This window comes from Haloferax sp. ATCC BAA-644, assembly GCF_000336975.1.
Taxonomy (GTDB): Archaea; Halobacteriota; Halobacteria; order Halobacteriales; family Haloferacaceae; genus Haloferax; species Haloferax volcanii.
On record NZ_AOLF01000014.1, the window covers coordinates 124,214 to 144,230 of the forward strand.

The window sequence follows — 20,017 nt, forward strand, 5'->3', positions numbered from 1 at the left end:
TGTCGGTTAATTATGAAGGATGGAGGTCAGGAGAACCGGCCGACCGCCTCGTCCGCGTCAGCGACCGTGCCGGCCGCCTCGCGCTTGCCGGCGGCGGACTTCGCCACCGCGTAGGCCTGCACGGCGAAGTAGCCCGCCCAGAGGAGGTAGCCGCCGGTCCCGCTTCCGATGATCGTCGGGACCGTCCGAAACGCCGTGAGGCCGACCCGGTTGAGCCACGTCCCGATGAGGAGGACGCTGAAGTAGCCGTAGAAGCCCGTCGCCCACCACATGCCGACGACGCGCGCCCAGCCGGGTTGGACGTGTTCGGGGAGCCGCGTCGTGTTCATCACGAGGACGAGCGCGGTGTAGGGCCACATCATCACGCCGGACATCGCGGCCCCGACGACGAGGAAGAAAAACGGCTCTTGGCCCTCGAACGGCGAACTAAACAGGAGGATGATGACGACGCCCCAGACGCAGAAGGCGGTGAGGAGCCGCCAGAACAGCTTCGGGAGGTCCCAGCCGGCCTCCCGGCCGTAGGACTCGTAGAGGGCGTCGGCGCTGTTGCGGACGAACGACTCGACGATGGCGTACTCGGTGGTAAACAGCGCGACGAAGAGGACGGCGAAGACGAGGAAGGAGCCGACCGGGCCTAAAAGCGGGACGACATCGCCGAGCCACATCTGGATGGCGTTGGCGGTCGACCCCGAGGCGTAGCGCATGGCGACGCTCATCAGCGCGGGGGCGACGAGGAGCAGGCCGAACGCGAACGTGAGCAGGTGTTCGAGTTGGACGACGCGCCACCAGCCGCGCCAGCGGCGGAGGTTCGTCAGCGTCGGGCGGAACGCGAAGCCGTCGCGCTCGATGGGTTCGGGGTCGTCGCCGCGGAGCGGGTTCTTCACGCGCCCCTGATAGTTGCCCATGCCGTAGCCCTTCTCCCGCATCCAGAGGCTCTGGGAGAGGTTCAGATAGCCGCCCGCGCCGGCGAAGGCGAGGCCGCCGAGGAAGACCGCGATATCGAGGCCCTCGGGGAGCGTTCCGACCGACCCCGTGGCCGCGGGGAGGTCAGCGAACTCGACCCACGAGCCGGTGACGGCGACGAGCAGCAGGGCCGCGCCGATGGCGACGAACAGGAGGCCGATTTGGAACACCTCGACGGCGTTGTACATGACCGACGACACCTGATACGACAGCCAGATGACGCCCATGAGGGCGGCGGCGACGAGTTTCCACGTCGCGAGCGACGCGCCGAACAGCGCCACCGTCCCGTCGAGTCCGAGCGCCGTCGTGGCGACCTGCGCCGCGCCGGCGGCCCACCCGGGCCAGCCGAGGCTGATGAGCCCGCCGACGAGGAACGCCCACGGCCAGTACGACCCCACGCGTGCGAACGCGCGGAAGATGCTCTCCCCGGTGGCGAGCGTCCAGCGCTGAAGCTCCGTGTTGATGAGGAACTGCGTGAAGACGCCGACGACGAACGCCCAGAACACCGCCCAACCGTACTGCGCGGTCAACACCGGCCAAAAGAGCGTCTCGCCGCTCCCGAGCGACGCCCCGAGCATGATGGCCGAGGGGCCGACGACGTGGCCGACCCGCGGGACGCGCGGGAGGTCAGCGAGGCGGAACGACCCGCCCTCGCCCGATTCGGGGTAGTCGTCCGAGTCGTCGGACTCCTCTAACCCCTCGTAGCGAAGCGGGAGATACCACGTCCCGCGGTACTGTTTTCCCTCGACCTCGGAGGCGTAGACGTCGTCGCCGCCGGCGACGCTCGGTTCCGTCGAAGGCGCGGACTCCGAAGGGTGCGTGTTAGACTCGTCCGAGTCGTCGAGCGCGTCCGACCGCGCGGACCCGTCGGCGTCGGAACCGGGGCGACCGTCGCTCACGAGACGAGACCCCCCGGAACGACACTATCGGACGGCGAATCGCTTGACATCGATGCGTTTGCCGGAATTGTGGCCCGATGGTGTATAAATTCGTAGGGTGGCTGTCGCGTTCGAAAACCGGACTCCCCGCCGAGGAAGTGCCAGATGTGGCCGCGCTCTTCCGGCGGGTCGACGCCGGGCAGTTGCTTGAGCGCCGGCTGAATCGCGTTCCACCAGCCCTCGGCGGACTCGAAGCCGGCGGGGTAGTCGTGGTACACGTCCCGCAGGAAATCCGCCTTCTTCGCCTCCGGGTGATCGGTGAGATACTGGTACGCCGCCGACAGCGCCTCGCGGCGAGCGTCGAGCATCGGGCCGCTCCCCGGCAGGTCGGCGCGCTCGATGGCCGACGAGACGGCGGGCGGGTGGTCGAGGTCGTCAGAACCGTCGGCCTCGGCCTCGTCCGTGGCCGCGGTTTCGGCGGTCGAAGCCGAGTCAGTCGAGTCGGCGGCCCGCCCCGCAGTCGGCTCCCCGCGGGCGGGCATCGGAATCCAGAACACCCGGCTCCGAGCGCCGACTTTCCGGGTCGCGAGGTCGCCGCGTGCTTCGAGTTCGTTCAGTTTGTTGTGCGCGGTACGCCGCGAGCAGTCGAGCGCCTCCATCACGTCGGTGGCGGTCAGGGGGCGAGCGGCGTCGTCGCGCGCCTCGAACACCTCCAAGACGGCATCCAGCGAGATGCGTCCCACGTACTGTCCGTGCTCGTTTCGAGAGCGCGCGCGAGACTCATCGCCCATGAGAATTCCTTTTCACACGACTGCATAAGCCTTTGTACACGAGTGAATCACCAGTTCATTCGTGTGTTGTAGCCGTGAAATACGTATGTGGCGGCTATTTCGAGAATCGATTTTCCAAAATCGGCTCCGAACGCGAATCGACAGGATAGACCATGTAAAACCCGAAATCGGGGTTTAATCGCGTATTTGACGCAGTATCTACGACTGTACTGGGTTGTGTACTTCGGGTAAGACGACACCAACCGAGATGTCACGAATAGCGACGAACGATAGATATATATCACAAAAGTTGTGTAGCGGATTCCACGATGCACCGCATCAGGCACGAATCTGGAACGGCACAGGCTGGAACGAACTGCGGAGGTGTGCGGCATGGTTAGCGCGACGAACGCGCTCATCGCACTGCTCCCGCTCATCACCATCGCCTATCTGATGGTCGGGCGGTACTGGCCCGCGACGCGGGCGATGCCCGTCGCGTGGGTCGTCGCAATCGGAGCCGGCGTCCTCGGCTGGGGCATGACGCCGCAGTGGATTATCGCCTCGACCATCAACGGCTTCATCACCGCCTCGAACATCCTGTACATCGTCTTCGGCGCGATTCTACTCCTGTACACGCTCAAGCAGACGGGCGCGTTCGACGCCATCAACAACGGCTTCGCCTCCATCAGCGAGGACCGCCGCGTGCAGGTCGTCCTGCTCGTGTTCCTCATGGGCTCGTTCATCGAGGCGGCCGCCGGCTTCGGCACGCCCGCGGCCATCGTCGGCCCGCTCCTCGTGGGCCTCGGCTTCCCGCCGCTCGCGGCCGTCGTGGTCGCGCTGACGGGGAACCTCATGGCCATCACCTTCGGCGCGGTCGGCACGCCGCTCATCATCGGGATGATAGACATCTTCGACGACGTGCCGGTCATCACGAACGCGCTCGACGCGCAGGGCATGGGCGTCGAACAGTGGGTCTCCGAAATCGCCGTCTTCGCTGCGATGAACCACGTCGTGGTCGGTATCGTGCTCCCCTTCATCGGCGTCGCCATGATGACGCGCTTCTTCGGCGAGGAGCGCTCCGTCAAGCCGGCGCTCGAAGTGCTGCCCCTCACGCTGTTCGCGTGGGCGTCCTTCTCGGTGCCGTACTTCCTGACGGCCTACTTCCTCGGCCCGGTGTTCCCCGGCCTCGTCGGCGCGATGGTCGGCCTGCTGCTCACCGTCTCCGCGCTCAAAGCCGGCTTCTTCCACCCCGACGAGGAGTGGGACTTCGCGCCGGAGAGCGAGTGGCCCGACCACTGGGTCGGTGACATCCAACCCGGCGAGACGAGCCAGCGCGGCGGCACGGTCGCCGCCGACGGCGGAGCCGTCCAGCAGATGTCGCTGTGGAAGGCGTGGACGCCGTACGTCCTCGTCGCGGCGCTCCTCGTCGTCACCCGCGTGTTCGACCCGCTGACGAGCTTCCTCACGTCGAACCTCGTCTTCGAGTACGCGGACATCTGGGGCACGGAGTTGGCCGGCGACTTCCAACTGCTCTACCTGCCCGGCGCGGTGTTCCTCGTGGTCCACGCCGTCACCATCGGCCTCCACGACATGGACGCGAAACAGGTCAAAGCGACGTGGGCGGAGACCGTCGAGAAAGTCACCCCGGCGGTCGTCGCGCTGTTGTTCGCAGTCGCGACCGTCCAAATCATGCTCCAGTCGGGGAACGCCACGGGCACCGACAGCATGCTCATCGTCCTCTCGGAGGGCATGGCCGGCATCGCGGGCGGCGTCTACCCGTTCTTCGCCGCCTTCGTGGGCGCGTTCGGCGCGTTCCTCGCGGGGTCGAACACCGTCTCCGACATCCTGTTCGGGACCTTCCAGTACGGCGTCGCCGACCAAATCGGCACGCCGAAGACCGTCATGCTGGGCGCGCAGGCGGTCGGCGGGGCCATCGGCAACCTCATCGCCGTCCACAACGTCGTCGCCGCGCTCGCGGTCGTCGGCCTCGTCGGCGAGGAGGGCCGCGTCATCCGCCTCGAACTCATCCCGCTTCTGTACTACGGGACCGCGACCGGCGTCCTCACGCTCCTGTTCAGCTACGTGCTGTTCCCGGGCGTGTTCTGACCGGTCGGGGACCCCCGACTCGGAGCGACCTGACTCGTCCCGAGTTGCGTCGTCCCGGTCCGGAGTGACTCAGACTGACCCGACTCAACTCGGTTCGATTCGAACCGTGAACCGACTCGCAAACCACCCGCACGCGACCCGGAATGACGCCCGTCACCGGGTGTCTTTATCCGTTCACGCAAACCGACATACGACAGAGCTAATCAATGGCATCTAACACGCACGAACCGGCCACCGACCCCGCGCTCGCTGGCGATTACGACTACGTCAGCGACGACGTCGAGCGGCCGGGGCTGGTCGAAGACCTCGAATCCCTCGTCGAGGGCGACGTGCGCTTCGACACCTACACGAGAACGCTGTACGCGACCGACGCGTCGGCCTACGAGCAAGTCCCCATCGGCGTCGTCATGCCGACCTCCACGGCCGACGTGGCGGCGGTGATGGAGTACTGCGCCGACCGCGAGATTCCCGTCCTTCCCCGCGGCGGCGGCACGAGCCTCGCCGGCCAGACCGTCAACGAGGCGGTCGTCCTCGACCTCGTCCGCCACATGGGCGGCGTCGAGGAAATCGACCCCGAGGCGCGGACGGCCACGGCCGAGGCGGGCGTCCGCCTCGGCGAACTCAACGAGGAGCTCGCCCCCCACGGCCTGAAGTTCGCGCCCGACCCGGCGTGGGGCGACCGCTCCGCGCTCGGCGGCGCAATCGGCAACAACTCCACCGGCTCGCACTCGCTGAAGTACGGCAAGACCGACTACTACATCGAGGAGTTAGAGGTCGTCCTCGCCGACGGCACGGTGACGACGTTCGGGGAGGTGAGCGTCGACGAACTCCGCGAGGCCGGCGACCCCGACGGCGACCTCGAAGCGCGCGTCTACGCCGAAGTCGCGCGGATACTCGACGAGGAGGCCGACGAGATTTCCGAGCGCTTCCCCGACCTGAAGCGCAACGTCTCGGGCTACAACCTCGACATGCTCGTCGACGAGATGCGCGGCGAGCGCCGCACGCCCGACGACGCCGGCATCGACGACGACTGGGAGGCCGGCCGCGTCAACCTCGGTCGGCTCATCGCCGGGAGCGAGGGCACCCTCGGCATCGTGACGAAGGCGACCGTCTCGCTGGAGGAGATTCCGAACACCGCGTCGGTGGCGCTTCTCACCTACGACGACGTCATCGACGCGATGCACGACGTTGCGCCCATCCTCGAACACGAGCCCGCGGCCGTCGAGGTGATGGACGACGTGCTGCTCGACCTCGCGCGGGACACCGCCGAGTTCGCGGACGTGGTCGGGATGCTCCCCGAGGGCACGGACTCGACGCTCCTCGTGGAGTTCTACGCCGACTCCGACGAGGCGGGCAAACAGAAGGTGGCGAACCTCATCGAAGACCGCGTCATCGACGCCGACGGCACGGAGTTCGACCCCGACGAGGGCTCGGCCTCGGTGACCGAAAACGAGCGCCGCGCGACCGACTTCATGGAGGCCCACGACGCCGACACGCGCGCGAAGTTCTGGAAGATGCGCAAGTCGGGGCTCCCGATTCTCCTCGGTCGGACGACCGACGAGAAGCACATCGCGTACATCGAGGACACCGCCATCCCCGCCGAGAACCTCCCGGCGTACGTCTCCGACTTCCAGGACATCCTCGACGAACACGACACCTTCGCGTCGTACTACGCCCACGCCGGACCGGGCGTCCTGCACATCCGCCCGCTCGTCAACACGAAGACGGCCGAGGGCGTCGAGACGTTCGAGGCCATCGCCGACGAGGTGACGGACCTGGTCGTCAAGTACGGCGGCTCCGTCTCGGGCGAACACGGCGACGGCCGCGCGCGGACCCAGTGGAACCGCAAGCTGTACGGCGACCACCTCTGGAACGTCTTCCGCGACCTCAAGACCGCGTTCGACCCCGATTGGCTTCTGAACCCGGGGAACATCTGCGGCGACTACGACATGACCGAGAACCTCCGGTTTTCCCCCGATTACGAGTTCGACGCCGGCTTCGACCCGGCGCTGAACTGGGACAACGACAACGGGTTCGAGGGCATGGTCGAACTCTGTCACGGCTGTGCCGGCTGTCGCGGCCAGCAGTCCACGGTCGGCGGCGTCATGTGCCCGACGTTCCGCGCCGCCGAAGAGGAGATTCAGGCGACTCGCGGGCGCGCCAACATGCTCCGGCAGGCGATGAGCGGCGGCCTCCCCGAAGACGAGATGTTCACCGACGAGTTCGTCGACGAGGTGCTCGACCTCTGTGTCGGCTGTAAGGGCTGTTCGAAGGACTGCCCCAGCGAGGTCGACATGGCGAAGATGAAAGCCGAGGTCGTCCACGAGTACCACCAGCGCAACGGCTCCAGCCTCCGCGACAAACTGTTCGCCAACATCGACTCGCTGTCCAAACTCGGGTCGGCGTTCGCCCCGCTCGCCAACGCGGCGACGAAGGTGCCGGGCGCGCGGACGGTCATGGAGAAGACCGTCGGCATCGCCAAGGAGCGCACGCTCCCGAAATTCCACTCGACGAGCTTCGTGGACTGGTTCGAGGGCCGCGGCGGGGCCGGCGTCCCGGAGGCGGAGGCCGACCGCAAGGCGCTGTTGTTCCCCGACACCTACACGAACTACAACCACCCCGAGGTCGGCAAGGCCGCCGTGAAGGCGCTTGAGGCCGCGAGCGTCCACGTCCGGATTCCGGAGGGCGTCGCCGGCTCCGGCCGGCCGCCGCACTCGAAGGGCTTTCTCGACAAGGCCCGCGCCGACGCCGAGCAGAACGTCGAGGCGCTCGCGCCCTACGTCGAGGAGGGCTGGGACATCGTCCTCTGTGAGCCCTCGGACGCGGTGATGTTCCAGTCGGACTACCTCGACCTGCTCTCCGGCGACGACGTGGAGGCCGTTTCGGCCAGCGCCTACGGCGTCATGGAGTACGTCGACGCGTTCCGGCTGGACGAGTCGCTGTCGTTCCGCCCGCAGGACGACTCCCTGACGTACCACGGCCACTGCCACCAGAAGTCCACGAAGAAGGACCACCACGCGGTGGGCGTCCTCCGGCGCGCCGGCTTCGAGGTGGACCCGCTGGACTCGACGTGCTGCGGGATGTCCGGGTCGTTCGGCTACGAGGCCGAGCACTACTCCATGTCGAAGGCCATCGGGAACATCCTCGAAGGCCAAGTGGCCGAGAGCCCCGGCGACGTGGTCGTCGCCCCCGGCGCGTCGTGTCGGACGCAACTCGAAGACATGGACGGCGCGACCGACGACCCGCCGCACCCCGTCGAGGTGCTCGCGCGCGCCATCGACGCGTAAGCGACGCGACGGCGACGCTCCGACGGCGCGGCACTGCGGGCCCGACTCGGACGCGACACGGGTCGCAGTCTTCCCTCGTTTTTCGACGCAGATACGTTTAGGGCGCTCGGCGGCCAACCGCGGGACGACCGAGATGCGAGGAATGCCATGACACCGATGGAACTCGACGACGTGCGCGTCGACGCATACATGACGACCGGCGTGGAGACCGTCGGCCCCGACGCGTGGGTCACGGACGTGGTCGACCGACTCAAGGCCGGCCCGCAGTACGGCGGCCTCCCGGTCGTCGACGACGAAGACCACCTTCTCGGGTTCGTCGGCGCGATAGACCTCTTGGAAGTCCACGGCGACGTGCGGGTCGAGTCGGTGATGAGCCGCGACCTCGTGGTCGTCCGCCCGGAGATGACGGTGAAGAACGCCGCGCGCGTCATCTTCCGCACCGGCCACCAGTTCCTGCCCGTCGTCGACGACGACCGAGTGTTGCTCGGCCTGTTTTCGAACGGCGACGCGGTGCGGAGCCAAATCGAGCGGACGACGCCCTCGAAGGTCCAGAGCACCCGCGAGATGCTCGAACGGACCCACGACACGTCCATCGGCGTCGGTGAGCGGGAAGTCGAGGTCAGCTCGCTGATTCCGACCCAGCGGGAGGTGTACGGCGACGAGCTCGAGGGGCGGAAGTACGAACTCCAGAACGGCCTCGCGGAGCCGCTCATCGTCGTCTCCCACGGCCCCGAGACGCTGCTCGTGGACGGCCACCACCGGGCGATGGCCGCGAGGCGACTCGATATCGACCGGATGCTCGCGCACGTACTCACGGTCTCGCCGGAGGAGGTCGACGAGTTGGGCCTGCGCCGGATGGCTCGCGTCGGGGGCCTCCGGTCGCTCGCTGACGTGGAGGTCAACGACTACCTCCAACACCCGCTCATCGAGAAGACCGAACAGTAGGCGGACGCGAAGCGAGGAAGCGAAACCGGTGAGTCAGTGGTCAGTGGGTGCGGCGGGCTACTCGTCGAGGTCGTCGAGCGCGTCGCCGAAGGCTTCGAGGCCGGTTTCCATCGCCTCGGGGTCGCCGCCCAGCGAGATGCGGAACGACTCCGGCGCGTCGAAAAATCGGCCGGGAACGACGAGGACGCCGCGGTCCCACGCGGCGTCGACGACCGCGTCACCGTCGGCCGAGGCGTGGTCGAGGAAGGCGAACGTCCCGCCGGCGTGGATGCGCCCGTCGAGTTCGTCGCGGTCAGCGACGAACGTCGCCAGCAGGTCGTGATTCGCCGAGAGGTGTTCGCGGGCGGCGGCCTCTATCTCGTCGCCGTGGTGGAGCGCGCGCCGGGCGAGTTTGGTGCTCGGCTCGGCGACCGCGGGCAGGTACATCGACGCCGAGCGGGCGCGCTCGACGACCTCCTCGGGGCCGATAATCCAGCCGACGCGGAGGCCGCCGAGGCCGTAGAACTTCGTCAGCGACCCGGTGACGACGGTGTTGTCGAGGCCGGACGCCGTGGTGCCGCCGAAGGGACCGTCGGCGGCGGGGTCGACGAAGGGCGCGTACACCTCGTCGACGAGGAGGTAGCCGCCGGCGTCGGCCGCGGCCGACGCGACCTCTGCGAGTTCGGCGCGCGGCGTGAGTTTCCCCGACGGATTGTGGCGGTTAGTGACGATGGCGTAGGCGAAGTCGTCGGTCGACGCCCCGTCGAGGCGGTGCGGTTCGAGTTCGTAGTCGTACTCCGGCGGGCGGACGAAGCGGTCGACGCGCGCGCCGAGCGCCTCCGACGTGGCCACGAGCGGCTGGTAGCCGGGCTTTTCCACGAGTACCTGCGGGCGCGAGGCGCTGGAGTCGTCGCCGCCGTCGCCGTCTTCGTCGTCGCCGGACGCAAGTTCGAGAAGCGCGCAGGCGGCGAGGAAGTTCGCGTTCGTCGCGCCCGCGGTGACGAGGACCGACGACTCGGAGACGCCGTAGCGCGACGCGAGCTGACCGCTGAGCGTCGCGTCGTCGGGGTCTGAGCGACCGGCGAGAACCGGCGGGACGAGGTCGTCACCGCGCCGGGAGGAGCCGAGGTCGCTCGTCGCGAGGTCGTGGGTGGCCTCGTCCACCCGGTCGACAATCCACTCCAGATAGGGGATTCCGGGAAACGTCGTCGTCATTGGGACCCCTTCGCGGCCGCCCCCGTAAGTCGTTGGGGTCTCGGGAACACCGGCTGCCGGCGGCGGGTCGTCAGGGTTCGTCGCCCGGCGGCCGGGGGAGCGGCGAGGCGTCCGACCGCCAGTCTTCGATGCGCCGGCTGGCCCACGACACCGCCGGCCGCGAGTCGTTGTAGATGACCCCCGCGAGACCTCGCTCGGAGTACGCGACCAGGAACGCGACGGGGCCATCCGGGAGGTCCGAAACGACGAGGCTGTACGGAAGCGCCGCGGTCGACCGAAGGGAAAAAGAGTCAACCGACCACGCCTCGGCGAGCTGCGGTCGATAGGCAGTGACGAGGCGTTGGACCACGTCGTCGGTGGCGACGATATCGACCGGCGTGCCGTCGTTGACGACGGCCCGATAGTAGGCGTCGACCTGCGAGGGGAGCGCTCCCCGGACGCACCCGCGGACCGACTCCGCCTCCTCGACGAGGGACGTGAGCTTCGAGAGCGCGGGCCCGGAGCCGCCGTCGGCGACGGGGACGACCTCACAGCCGTCGAGGAACACCGGCGCGAGCGGCGCGTCCGAATCGAGCGCGTCGAGCACCGCGGCGGCGGCGTCGATGTCGTCCAAGCACTCGACGAACTGCGAGTACGTTTCGAGCGCCATGCGGCCGGCGAGCGTCGAGTAGTGGACGGCGTCGCGCGTCTCGACGAAGCCCGCGCGCTCTAGCTCGCGGAGGCCGCGGTCGACGGTCGACCGCGACACCGGGAGGTCGCTCGCGAGTTCCGCGGTCGTTCGAGACTGTCGAACGACGGCCTCGAGCACGTCGGCCCGCGACGCGAGCACGTCGAACACCCCGGCGACCTCGGACCGAACCATGTCGAACTGCATGAACGTGTCACTACTTAAGTCACAGGAGAAGCCGCCATCAGAATATAAACAAACGAATTATTTTTATACTCGAAATCACGGACTGAGTGAGTGATGCGATGGGTGAAGTAAAGCGTGTAGCCGGAGTATGGAGGTATGCCGGGGTGCCTCTGACAACCGGCTTATCGTTCGAACCGGGGTGCCCGGTCCGGTTCGGGCGTCAGAAGGGGAAGACATTCCCCTTCACATTTTGCTTCGAAACGCTGCTTCGACGAGCGGCGTCACCGTCTCGACCGAGTCGCCGCGCGCGAGGTGCGCGTCGCACGAACAGTCCGACGAGCCGAAGCCGTCGATTGGGGTCGACCCGAGCGACGACGCGAGTTCGGTCGCGACCGCACACTCCACGTCGCGGTCGGTGACGCAGACGACGCGCGCGAGGTCGACGGCCGGATGGCCGCCGAGGTAGTCGACGTGCCAGTGGCGGGCGTCGTGGTCGCCGGCCGCGACGCGCCGGTGGCGGCGGACGCGGCGTAAGCCGCCGGTTCCGAACGCGCTCCCGACGTAGACGTACGCACCGGCCGAAAAGCGGTGTGCGCCCAGCGCGCCGACCTCGACGGTCGCCTCGGGCGCGTCGAAAACGAGCGCGTAGGTTCCGACGGGCGACCGAGAGCCGAGCGCCAGCGGGTCGTCGTCGGTGCCGAGGACCGCGGGGTCGAGCGAATGGACTGTCGGATTCTCGTCGGTCGGGTTCCTCGGGTCGCTCATCGAGTGACGAACGTCGCCCCGACTACGAAAGTTCGGCGGGTCGTGGCTCGGCGTTGTCGAGGAGGGGCGCAAACAGGTCGGCTGCGTCGGGGTCGAGGTCGTAGACGCTGTGGACGTCGTCGGGGTCGCGGCCGCGGCCGCTGGCTGCGCCGACGACCTTGGCGATTCTGTCGTAGTTGTCGCGGACGAGACTGCCGAGGAGTCCAGGCATCCCCGCGCGGTCGGTGAGCTCTTTGGCGGCGGCGCGGCCGGCGTAGACGCGGTCCTCCCGGCGGTCGACGAGGACCATGGCGAACGGCACGTCCGCGAACTGGGCGTCGAGAAACGCCTGCGCCGCGTCGTCGTACCACGAGATGGCTTCCACGTCGTCGAGGCGCTTCAGCGCCGACGCGGCGACGGAACAGTAGGCGCACTCGCCGTCGTAGATGAGCACGGCGTCCGCGGACTCGTTCATACCTTTCGTCGGGACGCGGAGAACAAAAACGGCGCGGCGGGCGTGCCGTGTGCTATCAGTTACGGCCTGCGACAGCGTTAGGGCGACTACGTCCGCAGTAGACGTGTGGACGACCTCATCGAGTGGCTTCGGACCAGACCGTACTACGAGGGGCAGATTCGGTCCCACCGCCGGTTCGAGGCGCGCGAGCCGGCGTTCGCCGGCGTGGACCTCGAACCGCGGTTGGCGTCGGCGCTCGAAGACCGCGGCATCGACCGACTCTACCGGCATCAGGCCGAGGCGGTCGAGGCGGTCCGCGACGGGGACAACGTCGTGTTGGCGACGCGGACCGCGAGCGGCAAGAGCCTCGCGTACACCGTGCCGGCGTTCGAGCGGGCGATGGACCACGGCGGGCGGACGCTCTATCTCGGCCCGCAGAACGCGCTCGTCGCCGACCAACTCGACACGCTGTCGGAGCTCGCCCGGGGCCTCGGCTTCGGCAGTCGCGTCTCGGTCGACCAGTACACGGGTCGGCTGTCGAAATCGGAGAAGCGCGGGGTGAGAAAGCGGATGCCGACGGTCCTGCTTTCGAACCCCGACATGGTTCACTACGCGCTGCTCCCGCACGCCCACCGGCTGTGGGAGTGGTTCTTCTCCTCGCTGGAGACGGTCGTCATCGACGAGGTCCACGGCTACCGCGGGGTGTTCGGGAGCCACGTCGCCCTGCTCCTCCGCCGGCTCAAGCGCGTCTGCGAGCGGTTCGGGGCCGACCCGCAGTTCGTCTGCTGTTCGGCCACCATCGGCAACCCCGTCGAACACGCCGCGCGCATCACCGGCGAGCGGGCGGACTCCTTCGCGCTCGTGGACGAGGACGCGAGCGGGACCGGCGAGACCAACTGGCTCCTCTGGAACCCGCCGGAGTACGACAACCCCGACGCCGGCGGGTCGGGCCGGCGGCGCTCGGGCCACGTCGAGACCAAGAACCTCTTTGTCGACCTCGTCGCGCGCGGCCACCAGACGCTGGCGTTCACCCGCGCCCGACAGGCCGCCGAGCGGTACGCCTCCGAGAGCGCGAGCGACCTCAGAAGCCGCGGCGAACACGAACTCGCGGGCGAGGTGGCGGCGTATCAGGCCTCGCTGACCCACGACCGGCGACGGGAGATAGAGGCCGGCCTCCACGACGGCGACATCGCGGGCGTCTGGAGCACCAACGCGCTCGAACTCGGCGTCGACGTGGGCGGCCTCGACGTGGTGCTCATCGACGGCTACCCCGGCACGCGGATGTCCGCGTGGCAACAGGCCGGACGGGCGGGCCGCGGCGACAGACCCGCCTTGGTCGTCCTCGTCGGCGGCGAGGACCAACTCGACCAGTACCTGATGCACCACCCCACCGAGTTCTTCGACGGCGACCCCGAACGCGCCGTCTCCGACCCGGAAAACGACCACTTGCTCCCCTCGCACGTCGCCTGCGCGGCCGCCGAGAACTGGCTCTCGACGGAAGACGAATCGAAGTTCGGCGCGTCGTTCCCCGGGGTCGTCTCCGACCTCGAAGCCGACGGGACGCTGGCGCGTCGGGAGACCGACGACGGCCTCCGGTGGACCCACGACGGGAGCGAGAGCCCGCAGCACGCGATGAGCCTCCGAACCATCACCGACCGCGAGGTCCGGCTGATGGACTCGCGGAACGACGAGACCATCGCCACGCTGGCGTTCGACGACGCGCTCCGGGATGCCCACCCCGGCGCGGTCTACCACCATCAGGGCCAGACGTACGAGGTCGCGGAGTTGGATTTGGACCGCGACGTGGCCCGCCTCCAGCCGACGTGGGCGGACTACTACACCCGCGTCCTCCACGACAAGCACATCACGGTCGAGCGGGACATCCTGTCGAAGCCGCTGTCGGCGCGGTCCGACGTGGAGGTCCGGTTCGCGGAGGTGACGATGCGCAAGCAGATTACGGGGTTCGAGCGCCGCGACCCGAAGCGCGGGACGACCATCGGCCAGCAACCGCTCGACCTCCCGGAGACGAGTCTGCGGACGAAGGCGCTGTACTTCACCGTCCCCGGCGACGTGGAAGCGGAGATGCGCGAGCTATCGAGCGACCGCCCGGAGGGCCGCGACTACGGCTTCGACGGCGGCATCCACGCCGCGGAACACGGGATGATTTCGCTGTTTCCGCTTCGACTCCTCTGTGACCGCGGCGATATCGGCGGGCTCTCGACGCCGTATCACGCCCACACCGACCAGTCGACCATCTTCATCTACGACGGCCACCCCGGCGGGGTCGGCATCACGCGCGCCGGCTACGACATCGTCGAGGGGTTGATGCGCCAGACGGCCGAGTTGATTTCGGACTGCGACTGCGAGGACGGCTGTCCCTCCTGCGTGCAGTCGCCGCAGTGCGGCAACGCGAACGACCCGCTGGCGAAGGACACGGCAGTCCTGCTGTTGGAGTCGCTGACGGGGACGCGGGACTGAAGCGGACGGTCGGGCGTGAATCGCCCGCCCTCGACGGCCCGACGGATTAATTATCACTATATCGGCATTTCAGGGCCGCTATTTCGAACCAACAGCTATTTTTGGGTTGCCTAAATCCATAGGAGCAATGAACGCGGATATCTGTGTTATCGTCCCGACTATCCGGGAGTACGAGTGCATGCGGGCGTACTTCGACAACGCGCGGGCACACGGTTTCGACCTCGACCGGCTGTTCGTCCTCCTCGTGACCGAGGACTTCTGCGACACCGAGGGGATGGCGTCGATGCTGGACGACGAGGGGGTTTCGGGCGCGGTTTTCGACGGGACGGCCCGCGAGGAGTGGTACGACGACCACGACATCTCGGAGTACTCGCATCTCGTTCCGGCGGCGAGCCACGCCCAGACGAGCTTCGGCCTGCTGTACATGTGGGCGCACTCCGAGTTCGACTACGGCGTCTTCATCGACGACGACACGCTCCCGCACGACGAGTGGGACTTCTTCGGCCGCCACATGGCGAACCTCGACCGCACCGACGAGGTGGAGTCGGTGTCGAGCGACGAGCACTGGGTGAACGTCCTCTACCAGAACGCCGACGAACACGGGCTGTACCCCCGCGGCTACCCCTACTCCGCGATGGACGAGACGGTCGAGACCGGGACGCGCGAACTCCGCGACGTGGTGGCCTCGCAGGGGCTGTGGACGAACGTTCCCGACCTCGACGCGGTCCGCATCCTGATGGACGGCGACCTCGAAGGGCAGGCCCAGACTCGGACGGACTTCGACGACTTCGACGGCGACTTCGTCGCCGAACCGGGGCAGTACCTCACCGTCTGCTCGATGAATCTCGCGTTCGAGCGCGAGGTCATCCCGGCGTTCTACCAGCTCCCGATGGACGACAACGAGTGGGAGGTCGGCCGCTTCGACGACATCTGGTCGGGCGTGTTCCTCAAGCGCGCCGCCGACGTGCTCGGGAAAGACATCGTGACGGGCTACCCGCTGTGCGAGCACAACAAGGCCGCACGGCCGACGTTCGACGACCTCAACAACGAGGTCCCGGGTCTCGAACTCAACGAGCACCTCTGGGAAGTCGTCGACGCGGTCGGCGGGGACGCCGACAGCTACGCCGGCGTCTTCGAGGCGATGGCCGACGCCCTCGCCGACGGCGACTGGTCCGACTACCGCAACGGCGACTTCTTTAACTACGTCGGCGAGCACATGCGCGACTGGCTGGACTGCCTCGACGCGCTCGCCGCACCGCGGGCCGCCGCGCCGGCCGACGACTGAGTGAGCGACGGCGAACGCCACCCCGCGCCGCCGCGGGAGAAAGCTGACCCGTGGCCCGCGATTCGGCCGCTTCGCCCGACGAATCGGTAGGTATAAATGGTTTAGGGAGACCTAAATTCACATATGCACGAACGCGACCGAGAGCCTCGCGGCCACAGTCGTCGGCGGTTCATCGCGACGACGGCGGCCCTCGGGGTCGGCGCACTCGCCGGGTGTACCGGCGGAAGCGACGAGGAGACGGAAACGACGACCGAATCCAGTACGAACGAGTCGGTCGGGCAGATTGGGTCCGGGCGCTCGCCGTTCGGTGACCGCGACATCACCGGCGGCGTGTCCGTCACGGAGATGCCGGACCTCTCGGGCGAACTCACGCTCTACTCCGGGCGCGGGCAGGCGCTCGTCGGTGAGCTTATCACCTTCTTCGAGGAGTACTACGACGACTTCACCATCCGGCCGCGGTACAACTCGGCGGCCGAACTGGTCAACCAGATTCAGACCGAGGGGCAGAACAGCCCCGCGGACGTGTTCTTCTCGGTCAACGCCGGCTCGCTCGGCGCGCTGAAGGACGCCGGTCGCACGCAGGACCTCCCGAGCGAGGTGCTCGACCTCGTCCGCGACGAGTTCCACGACCCCGACGGCCAGTGGACCGGGACCTCCGGTCGCGCCCGGACCGTCCCGTTCAACACCGACCAGTTCGACGAGTCGGGCATCCCCGACGACATCATGGCCTTCCCGGACACGGAGGCGTTCCGCGACAACATCGGCTGGGCACCGACGTACTCCTCGTTCCAGGCGTTCATCACGGCGATGCGCGTCCTCGAAGGCGAGGACGCCACGAGAGAGTGGCTCCGGGGGATGCAGGACCTCGGCGTCACGGAGTACAACAACGAGTTCCTCGTCTCGCAGGCCGTCGCGGACGGCGAAATCAACGCGGGCTTCGCCAACCACTACTACATCCAGCGAATCCTCGCGGGGCGGCCGAACGCGCCGCTTTCGACCGCGTTCACCGCGGGCGACGCCGGCTCGATTTTCAACGTCGCGGGCGCGCTCGTCCTCGACACCGCCGACGACACCGAGTTGGCGAGCAACTTCGTCCGCCACCTGCTTTCGGCCGAGGCGCAGGACTACTTCGCGCGGACCACCTTCGAGTACCCGCTGGTCTCGGGCGTCGACCCCATCGGCGAACTGCCGAGCATCGACGAACTCAGCCCGCCCGAGGGCCTCGACCTGACGCAGCTTTCGGACCTCGAAGGAACCGTGGAACTCTTGCGTGAGGTGGGCGTTCTCTGAGGTAGCTCACTCATGGCGACCGAACAGCAGACGGGGACCGGTGGGGGAGACGACGAGCAACCGCTCGGCTTGACTCTCGCGAGCGGGGCCGTCGCCGCCGCGGTCGTCGTCCCGCTGTTGTGGCTCGTCAGGACCGCGCTCGACGTGGGGTTCGCCGAGGCGGTGGCGCTCGTTACCCGGCCGGCGACCGTCGAGGTGTTCCTGAACAGCGCCGTCCTCGTCACGCTCGTCACCGCCGCGTGTATCGGTCTGGGCGTCCCGCTGGCGTATCTCACCGTCCGGACCGACCTGCCGTTCAGACGCTTTTGGACCGTCGTCGTCTCGCTCCCGCTCGTCATTCCGAGCTACATCGGCGCGTTCGCGTTCGTCTCTGCGTTCGGCCCGCAGGGCGCGTTTCAGCGGCTGTTAGCTCCCCTCGGTATCGAGTCGCTCCCGGAGATTTACGGGCTACCCGGTGCCGTTTTGGTGCTGACGCTCTACACGTACCCGTACGTGTTCATCACCACCCGGGCCGCGCTGAAGTCGATGGACACCACGCTCATCGACGCCGCGCGGACCCTGAACCACAGCCGCTGGGAGGCGTTCAAACGGGTGACCGTCCCCCAGATTCGCCCGGCGGTCGCCGCCGGCTCGCTCTTGGCGGCGCTGTACGTCCTCTCGGACTTCGGCACGCCGGCCATCATGCGGTTCGACGCCTTCACCCGCGTCATCTACGTCGAGTTCGGGACGTTCGGCCGCGACACCGCGACGCTCCTGTCGCTTCAACTGGTCGCCGTGACGCTCCTCATCTTGACCCTCGAATCGAAGATTCGGGGCGACGAGCGCACGACGACCGGCGGGCGCTCGGGAGCCCCGATGCCGCTCGGCCGCTGGAAGTACCCGGCGCTCGGCTTCGCGGCGCTCGTCGCCACCGTCGCGCTCCTCGTCCCGCTCGGCATCCTCTTTACGTGGCTCGCGCAGGGCGTCGCCGCGACGAGCGGGTCGCTCGCGTTCCAGCCGGAGTACGCGCTCAACTCGGTCCTCGTGGCGGCCGCGACGGCCGGCGCGGCGACGCTCGCCGGCCTCCCCGTCGCGTACCTCGCCGCCCGGCACCCCTCGCGGCTGAGTTCCGTCTTCGAGCGCGCGACCTACGTCGGCTACGCGGTGCCGGGCGTCGTCCTCGGGCTGGCGCTCGTCTTCTTCGGCAGTTCGTACGCGACGCCCATCTACCAGACGCTCTACCTCCTCGTGTTCGCGTACGTCATCCGCTTTCTCCCGCAGGCCATCGGGTCGCTCCGGGCGTCGTTCCTCCGGGTCGACCCCGCGCTCCCGGAGGCGGCGCGGACGCTCGGCGAGACCCCGTCGGGGGCGTTCCGTCACGTCACGCTCCCGCTCGTCGCGCCCGGCCTGTTCGGCGGCGCGGCGCTCGTCTTCCTGACCACGATGAAGGAACTGCCCGCGACGCTCCTGCTTCGCCCCTCGGGGTTCAGCACGCTCGTGACCCACATCTGGACGGCCTACGAGCAGGGCTACTTCGGTCAGGCCGTCGTGCCCGCGTTCATCCTGCTTTTCGTCTCCGGGCTCTCGATGCTCGTCATCATCACCCAAGAGGGATACGATGTCAAATAGCACACTCCCGACCACCGACCGCTCGAACCGCGCGGAAGCCACCGACTCCGAGACCGACGACGCGGACGCCGGCGGCGTCCTCGAACTCGACGGCGTCTCGAAGTCCTACGGCACCGAGTCGGTCATCGACGACCTCTCGCTCAGCGTCGAGGAGGGCGAGATTCTCACGCTGCTCGGGCCGTCGGGCTGCGGGAAGACGACGACGCTCCGGCTCATCGCCGGCCTCGACCGCCCCGACGGGGGCGAGGTCCGGCTGAACGGAAACGTCGTCTCCGGCGGCGACACCTTCCGCGCGCCCGAAGAGCGCGGCGTCGGCGTCGTCTTCCAGGAGTTCGCGCTGTTCCCGCACCTCACCGCGGCCGAGAACATCGCGTTCGGCCTGAAGGACCTCAGTGAGTCCGAGCGCGACGAGCGCGTGGCCGACCTCCTCGACCTCGTGGGGCTGGAGACCCAAGGCGACAGCTACCCCGACGAGCTCTCCGGCGGCCAGCAACAGCGGGTCGCCCTCGCCCGCTCGCTCGCGCCGGAGCCGGCTATTCTGCTCCTCGACGAGCCGTTCTCGAACCTCGACGTGGACCTCCGCGTCCAGATGCGCGAGGAGGTCCGCCGCATCCTCAAGGAGGCCGGCGTGACGGCCGTCTCCGTCACCCACGACCAGGAGGAGGCGATGTCCATCTCCGACCGCGTGGCCGTGATGAACGACGGCGACCTCGAACAGGTGGGCGAACCGGAACAGGTGTTCCAACACCCCGAGTCGCGGTTCGTCGCCGGCTTCCTCGGCTACGCCGGGTTCCTGCCGGGACGCATCGCGGGCGACGCGGTCGAGACCGAACTGGGGACGGTCGACCGCGACCAGATTCACGGCCTCGCGCCCGAGTACGACGACACGGACATCGACATCCTCGTCCGCCCCGACGACGTGTCGGCCCATCCCTGCGACGGCGGCGGCGACGGCCACGGCAAAGTCGTCGGCAAGCGCTACCTCGGGCCGACAATCCTCTACGAGGTCGAACTTCACGGCGGCGACAATCTGCTGTGTATGCACAACCACGACGAGACCGTCCCGACCGACGGCTGCGTCGAGGTGACGCTCGACGCCGGCCACGAACTCGCGTGGTTCCCGCGCGAACAGCGCCCCGAGAGCGGCCTCTACTCGGACTGA

The 20,017-nt window shown here is 68.1% G+C and carries 13 protein-coding genes and 1 pseudogene; 8 read left to right on the forward strand and 6 right to left on the reverse strand.

Features of this window, described 5'->3' with window-relative positions:
* Positions 1-26: 26 nt before the first annotated feature.
* Positions 27-1,862, reverse strand: coding sequence for an Nramp family divalent metal transporter (locus tag C458_RS07600; RefSeq protein WP_008574547.1), 1,836 nt, complete (start codon positions 1,860-1,862; stop codon positions 27-29).
* A 125-nt stretch (positions 1,863-1,987) separates the two neighbouring features.
* Positions 1,988-2,632, reverse strand: a pseudogene (locus tag C458_RS07605) (helix-turn-helix domain-containing protein); the annotation flags it as partial.
* A 372-nt stretch (positions 2,633-3,004) separates the two neighbouring features.
* Here C458_RS07605 and C458_RS07610 point away from each other — a divergent pair.
* The 3 genes from C458_RS07610 (at position 3,005) to C458_RS07620 (ending at position 8,949) form a co-directional block, all read left to right on the forward strand.
* Positions 3,005-4,717, forward strand: coding sequence for an L-lactate permease (locus tag C458_RS07610; protein WP_008574550.1), 1,713 nt, complete (start codon positions 3,005-3,007; stop codon positions 4,715-4,717).
* Between the two features lie 206 nt (positions 4,718-4,923).
* Positions 4,924-8,004 (forward strand): FAD-binding and (Fe-S)-binding domain-containing protein, encoded by a 3,081-nt coding sequence (locus C458_RS07615; protein ID WP_008574551.1) that lies wholly within the window; start codon positions 4,924-4,926, stop codon positions 8,002-8,004.
* A gap of 156 nt (positions 8,005-8,160) precedes the next feature.
* Positions 8,161-8,949, forward strand: coding sequence for a CBS domain-containing protein (locus C458_RS07620; RefSeq protein ID WP_008574553.1), 789 nt, complete (start codon positions 8,161-8,163; stop codon positions 8,947-8,949).
* A gap of 57 nt (positions 8,950-9,006) precedes the next feature.
* Here the strand turns inward: C458_RS07620 and C458_RS07625 are convergent, their stop codons facing one another.
* From C458_RS07625 to C458_RS07640, 4 genes are all read right to left on the reverse strand, one after another.
* Positions 9,007-10,143 carry a pyridoxal phosphate-dependent aminotransferase gene (locus tag C458_RS07625; protein WP_008574555.1) on the reverse strand — a complete coding sequence of 379 codons (1,137 nt, stop codon included), beginning with the start codon at positions 10,141-10,143 and terminating at the stop codon, positions 9,007-9,009.
* A 70-nt stretch (positions 10,144-10,213) separates the two neighbouring features.
* Complete coding sequence (locus tag C458_RS07630) at positions 10,214-11,017, reverse strand: winged helix-turn-helix domain-containing protein (RefSeq protein WP_008574557.1); 804 nt, start codon at positions 11,015-11,017, stop codon at positions 10,214-10,216.
* 222 nt (positions 11,018-11,239) lie between these two features.
* Positions 11,240-11,761: a DUF123 domain-containing protein gene (locus C458_RS07635; protein ID WP_008574559.1), complete on the reverse strand. Its 522-nt coding sequence runs from the start codon at positions 11,759-11,761 to the stop codon at positions 11,240-11,242.
* A gap of 22 nt (positions 11,762-11,783) precedes the next feature.
* Positions 11,784-12,215: a DCC1-like thiol-disulfide oxidoreductase family protein gene (locus C458_RS07640; protein ID WP_008574561.1), complete on the reverse strand. Its 432-nt coding sequence runs from the start codon at positions 12,213-12,215 to the stop codon at positions 11,784-11,786.
* Positions 12,216-12,320: 105 nt separating this feature from the next.
* On the opposite strand from C458_RS07640, the gene C458_RS07645 reads away from it, so the two are divergent.
* The 5 genes from C458_RS07645 to C458_RS07665 all read left to right on the forward strand — a co-directional run bounded on the left by C458_RS07645 (position 12,321) and on the right by C458_RS07665 (position 20,017).
* Positions 12,321-14,672: a DEAD/DEAH box helicase gene (locus C458_RS07645; protein WP_008574565.1), complete on the forward strand. Its 2,352-nt coding sequence runs from the start codon at positions 12,321-12,323 to the stop codon at positions 14,670-14,672.
* A gap of 127 nt (positions 14,673-14,799) precedes the next feature.
* Entirely contained in the window at positions 14,800-15,957 is a 1,158-nt protein-coding gene (locus tag C458_RS07650) for a hypothetical protein (RefSeq protein WP_008574567.1), read from the forward strand.
* Between the two features lie 123 nt (positions 15,958-16,080).
* Positions 16,081-17,247, forward strand: coding sequence for an iron ABC transporter substrate-binding protein (locus C458_RS07655; RefSeq protein ID WP_008574569.1), 1,167 nt, complete (start codon positions 16,081-16,083; stop codon positions 17,245-17,247).
* Positions 17,248-17,259: 12 nt separating this feature from the next.
* Positions 17,260-18,855, forward strand: coding sequence for an iron ABC transporter permease (locus C458_RS07660; RefSeq protein ID WP_008574572.1), 1,596 nt, complete (start codon positions 17,260-17,262; stop codon positions 18,853-18,855).
* The gene (locus tag C458_RS07665) at positions 18,845-20,017 is read left to right on the forward strand and encodes an ABC transporter ATP-binding protein (protein ID WP_008574573.1); all 1,173 of its coding nucleotides are present in this window, start codon (positions 18,845-18,847) and stop codon (positions 20,015-20,017) included. Before C458_RS07660 ends, C458_RS07665 begins: the two co-directional genes overlap by 11 nt.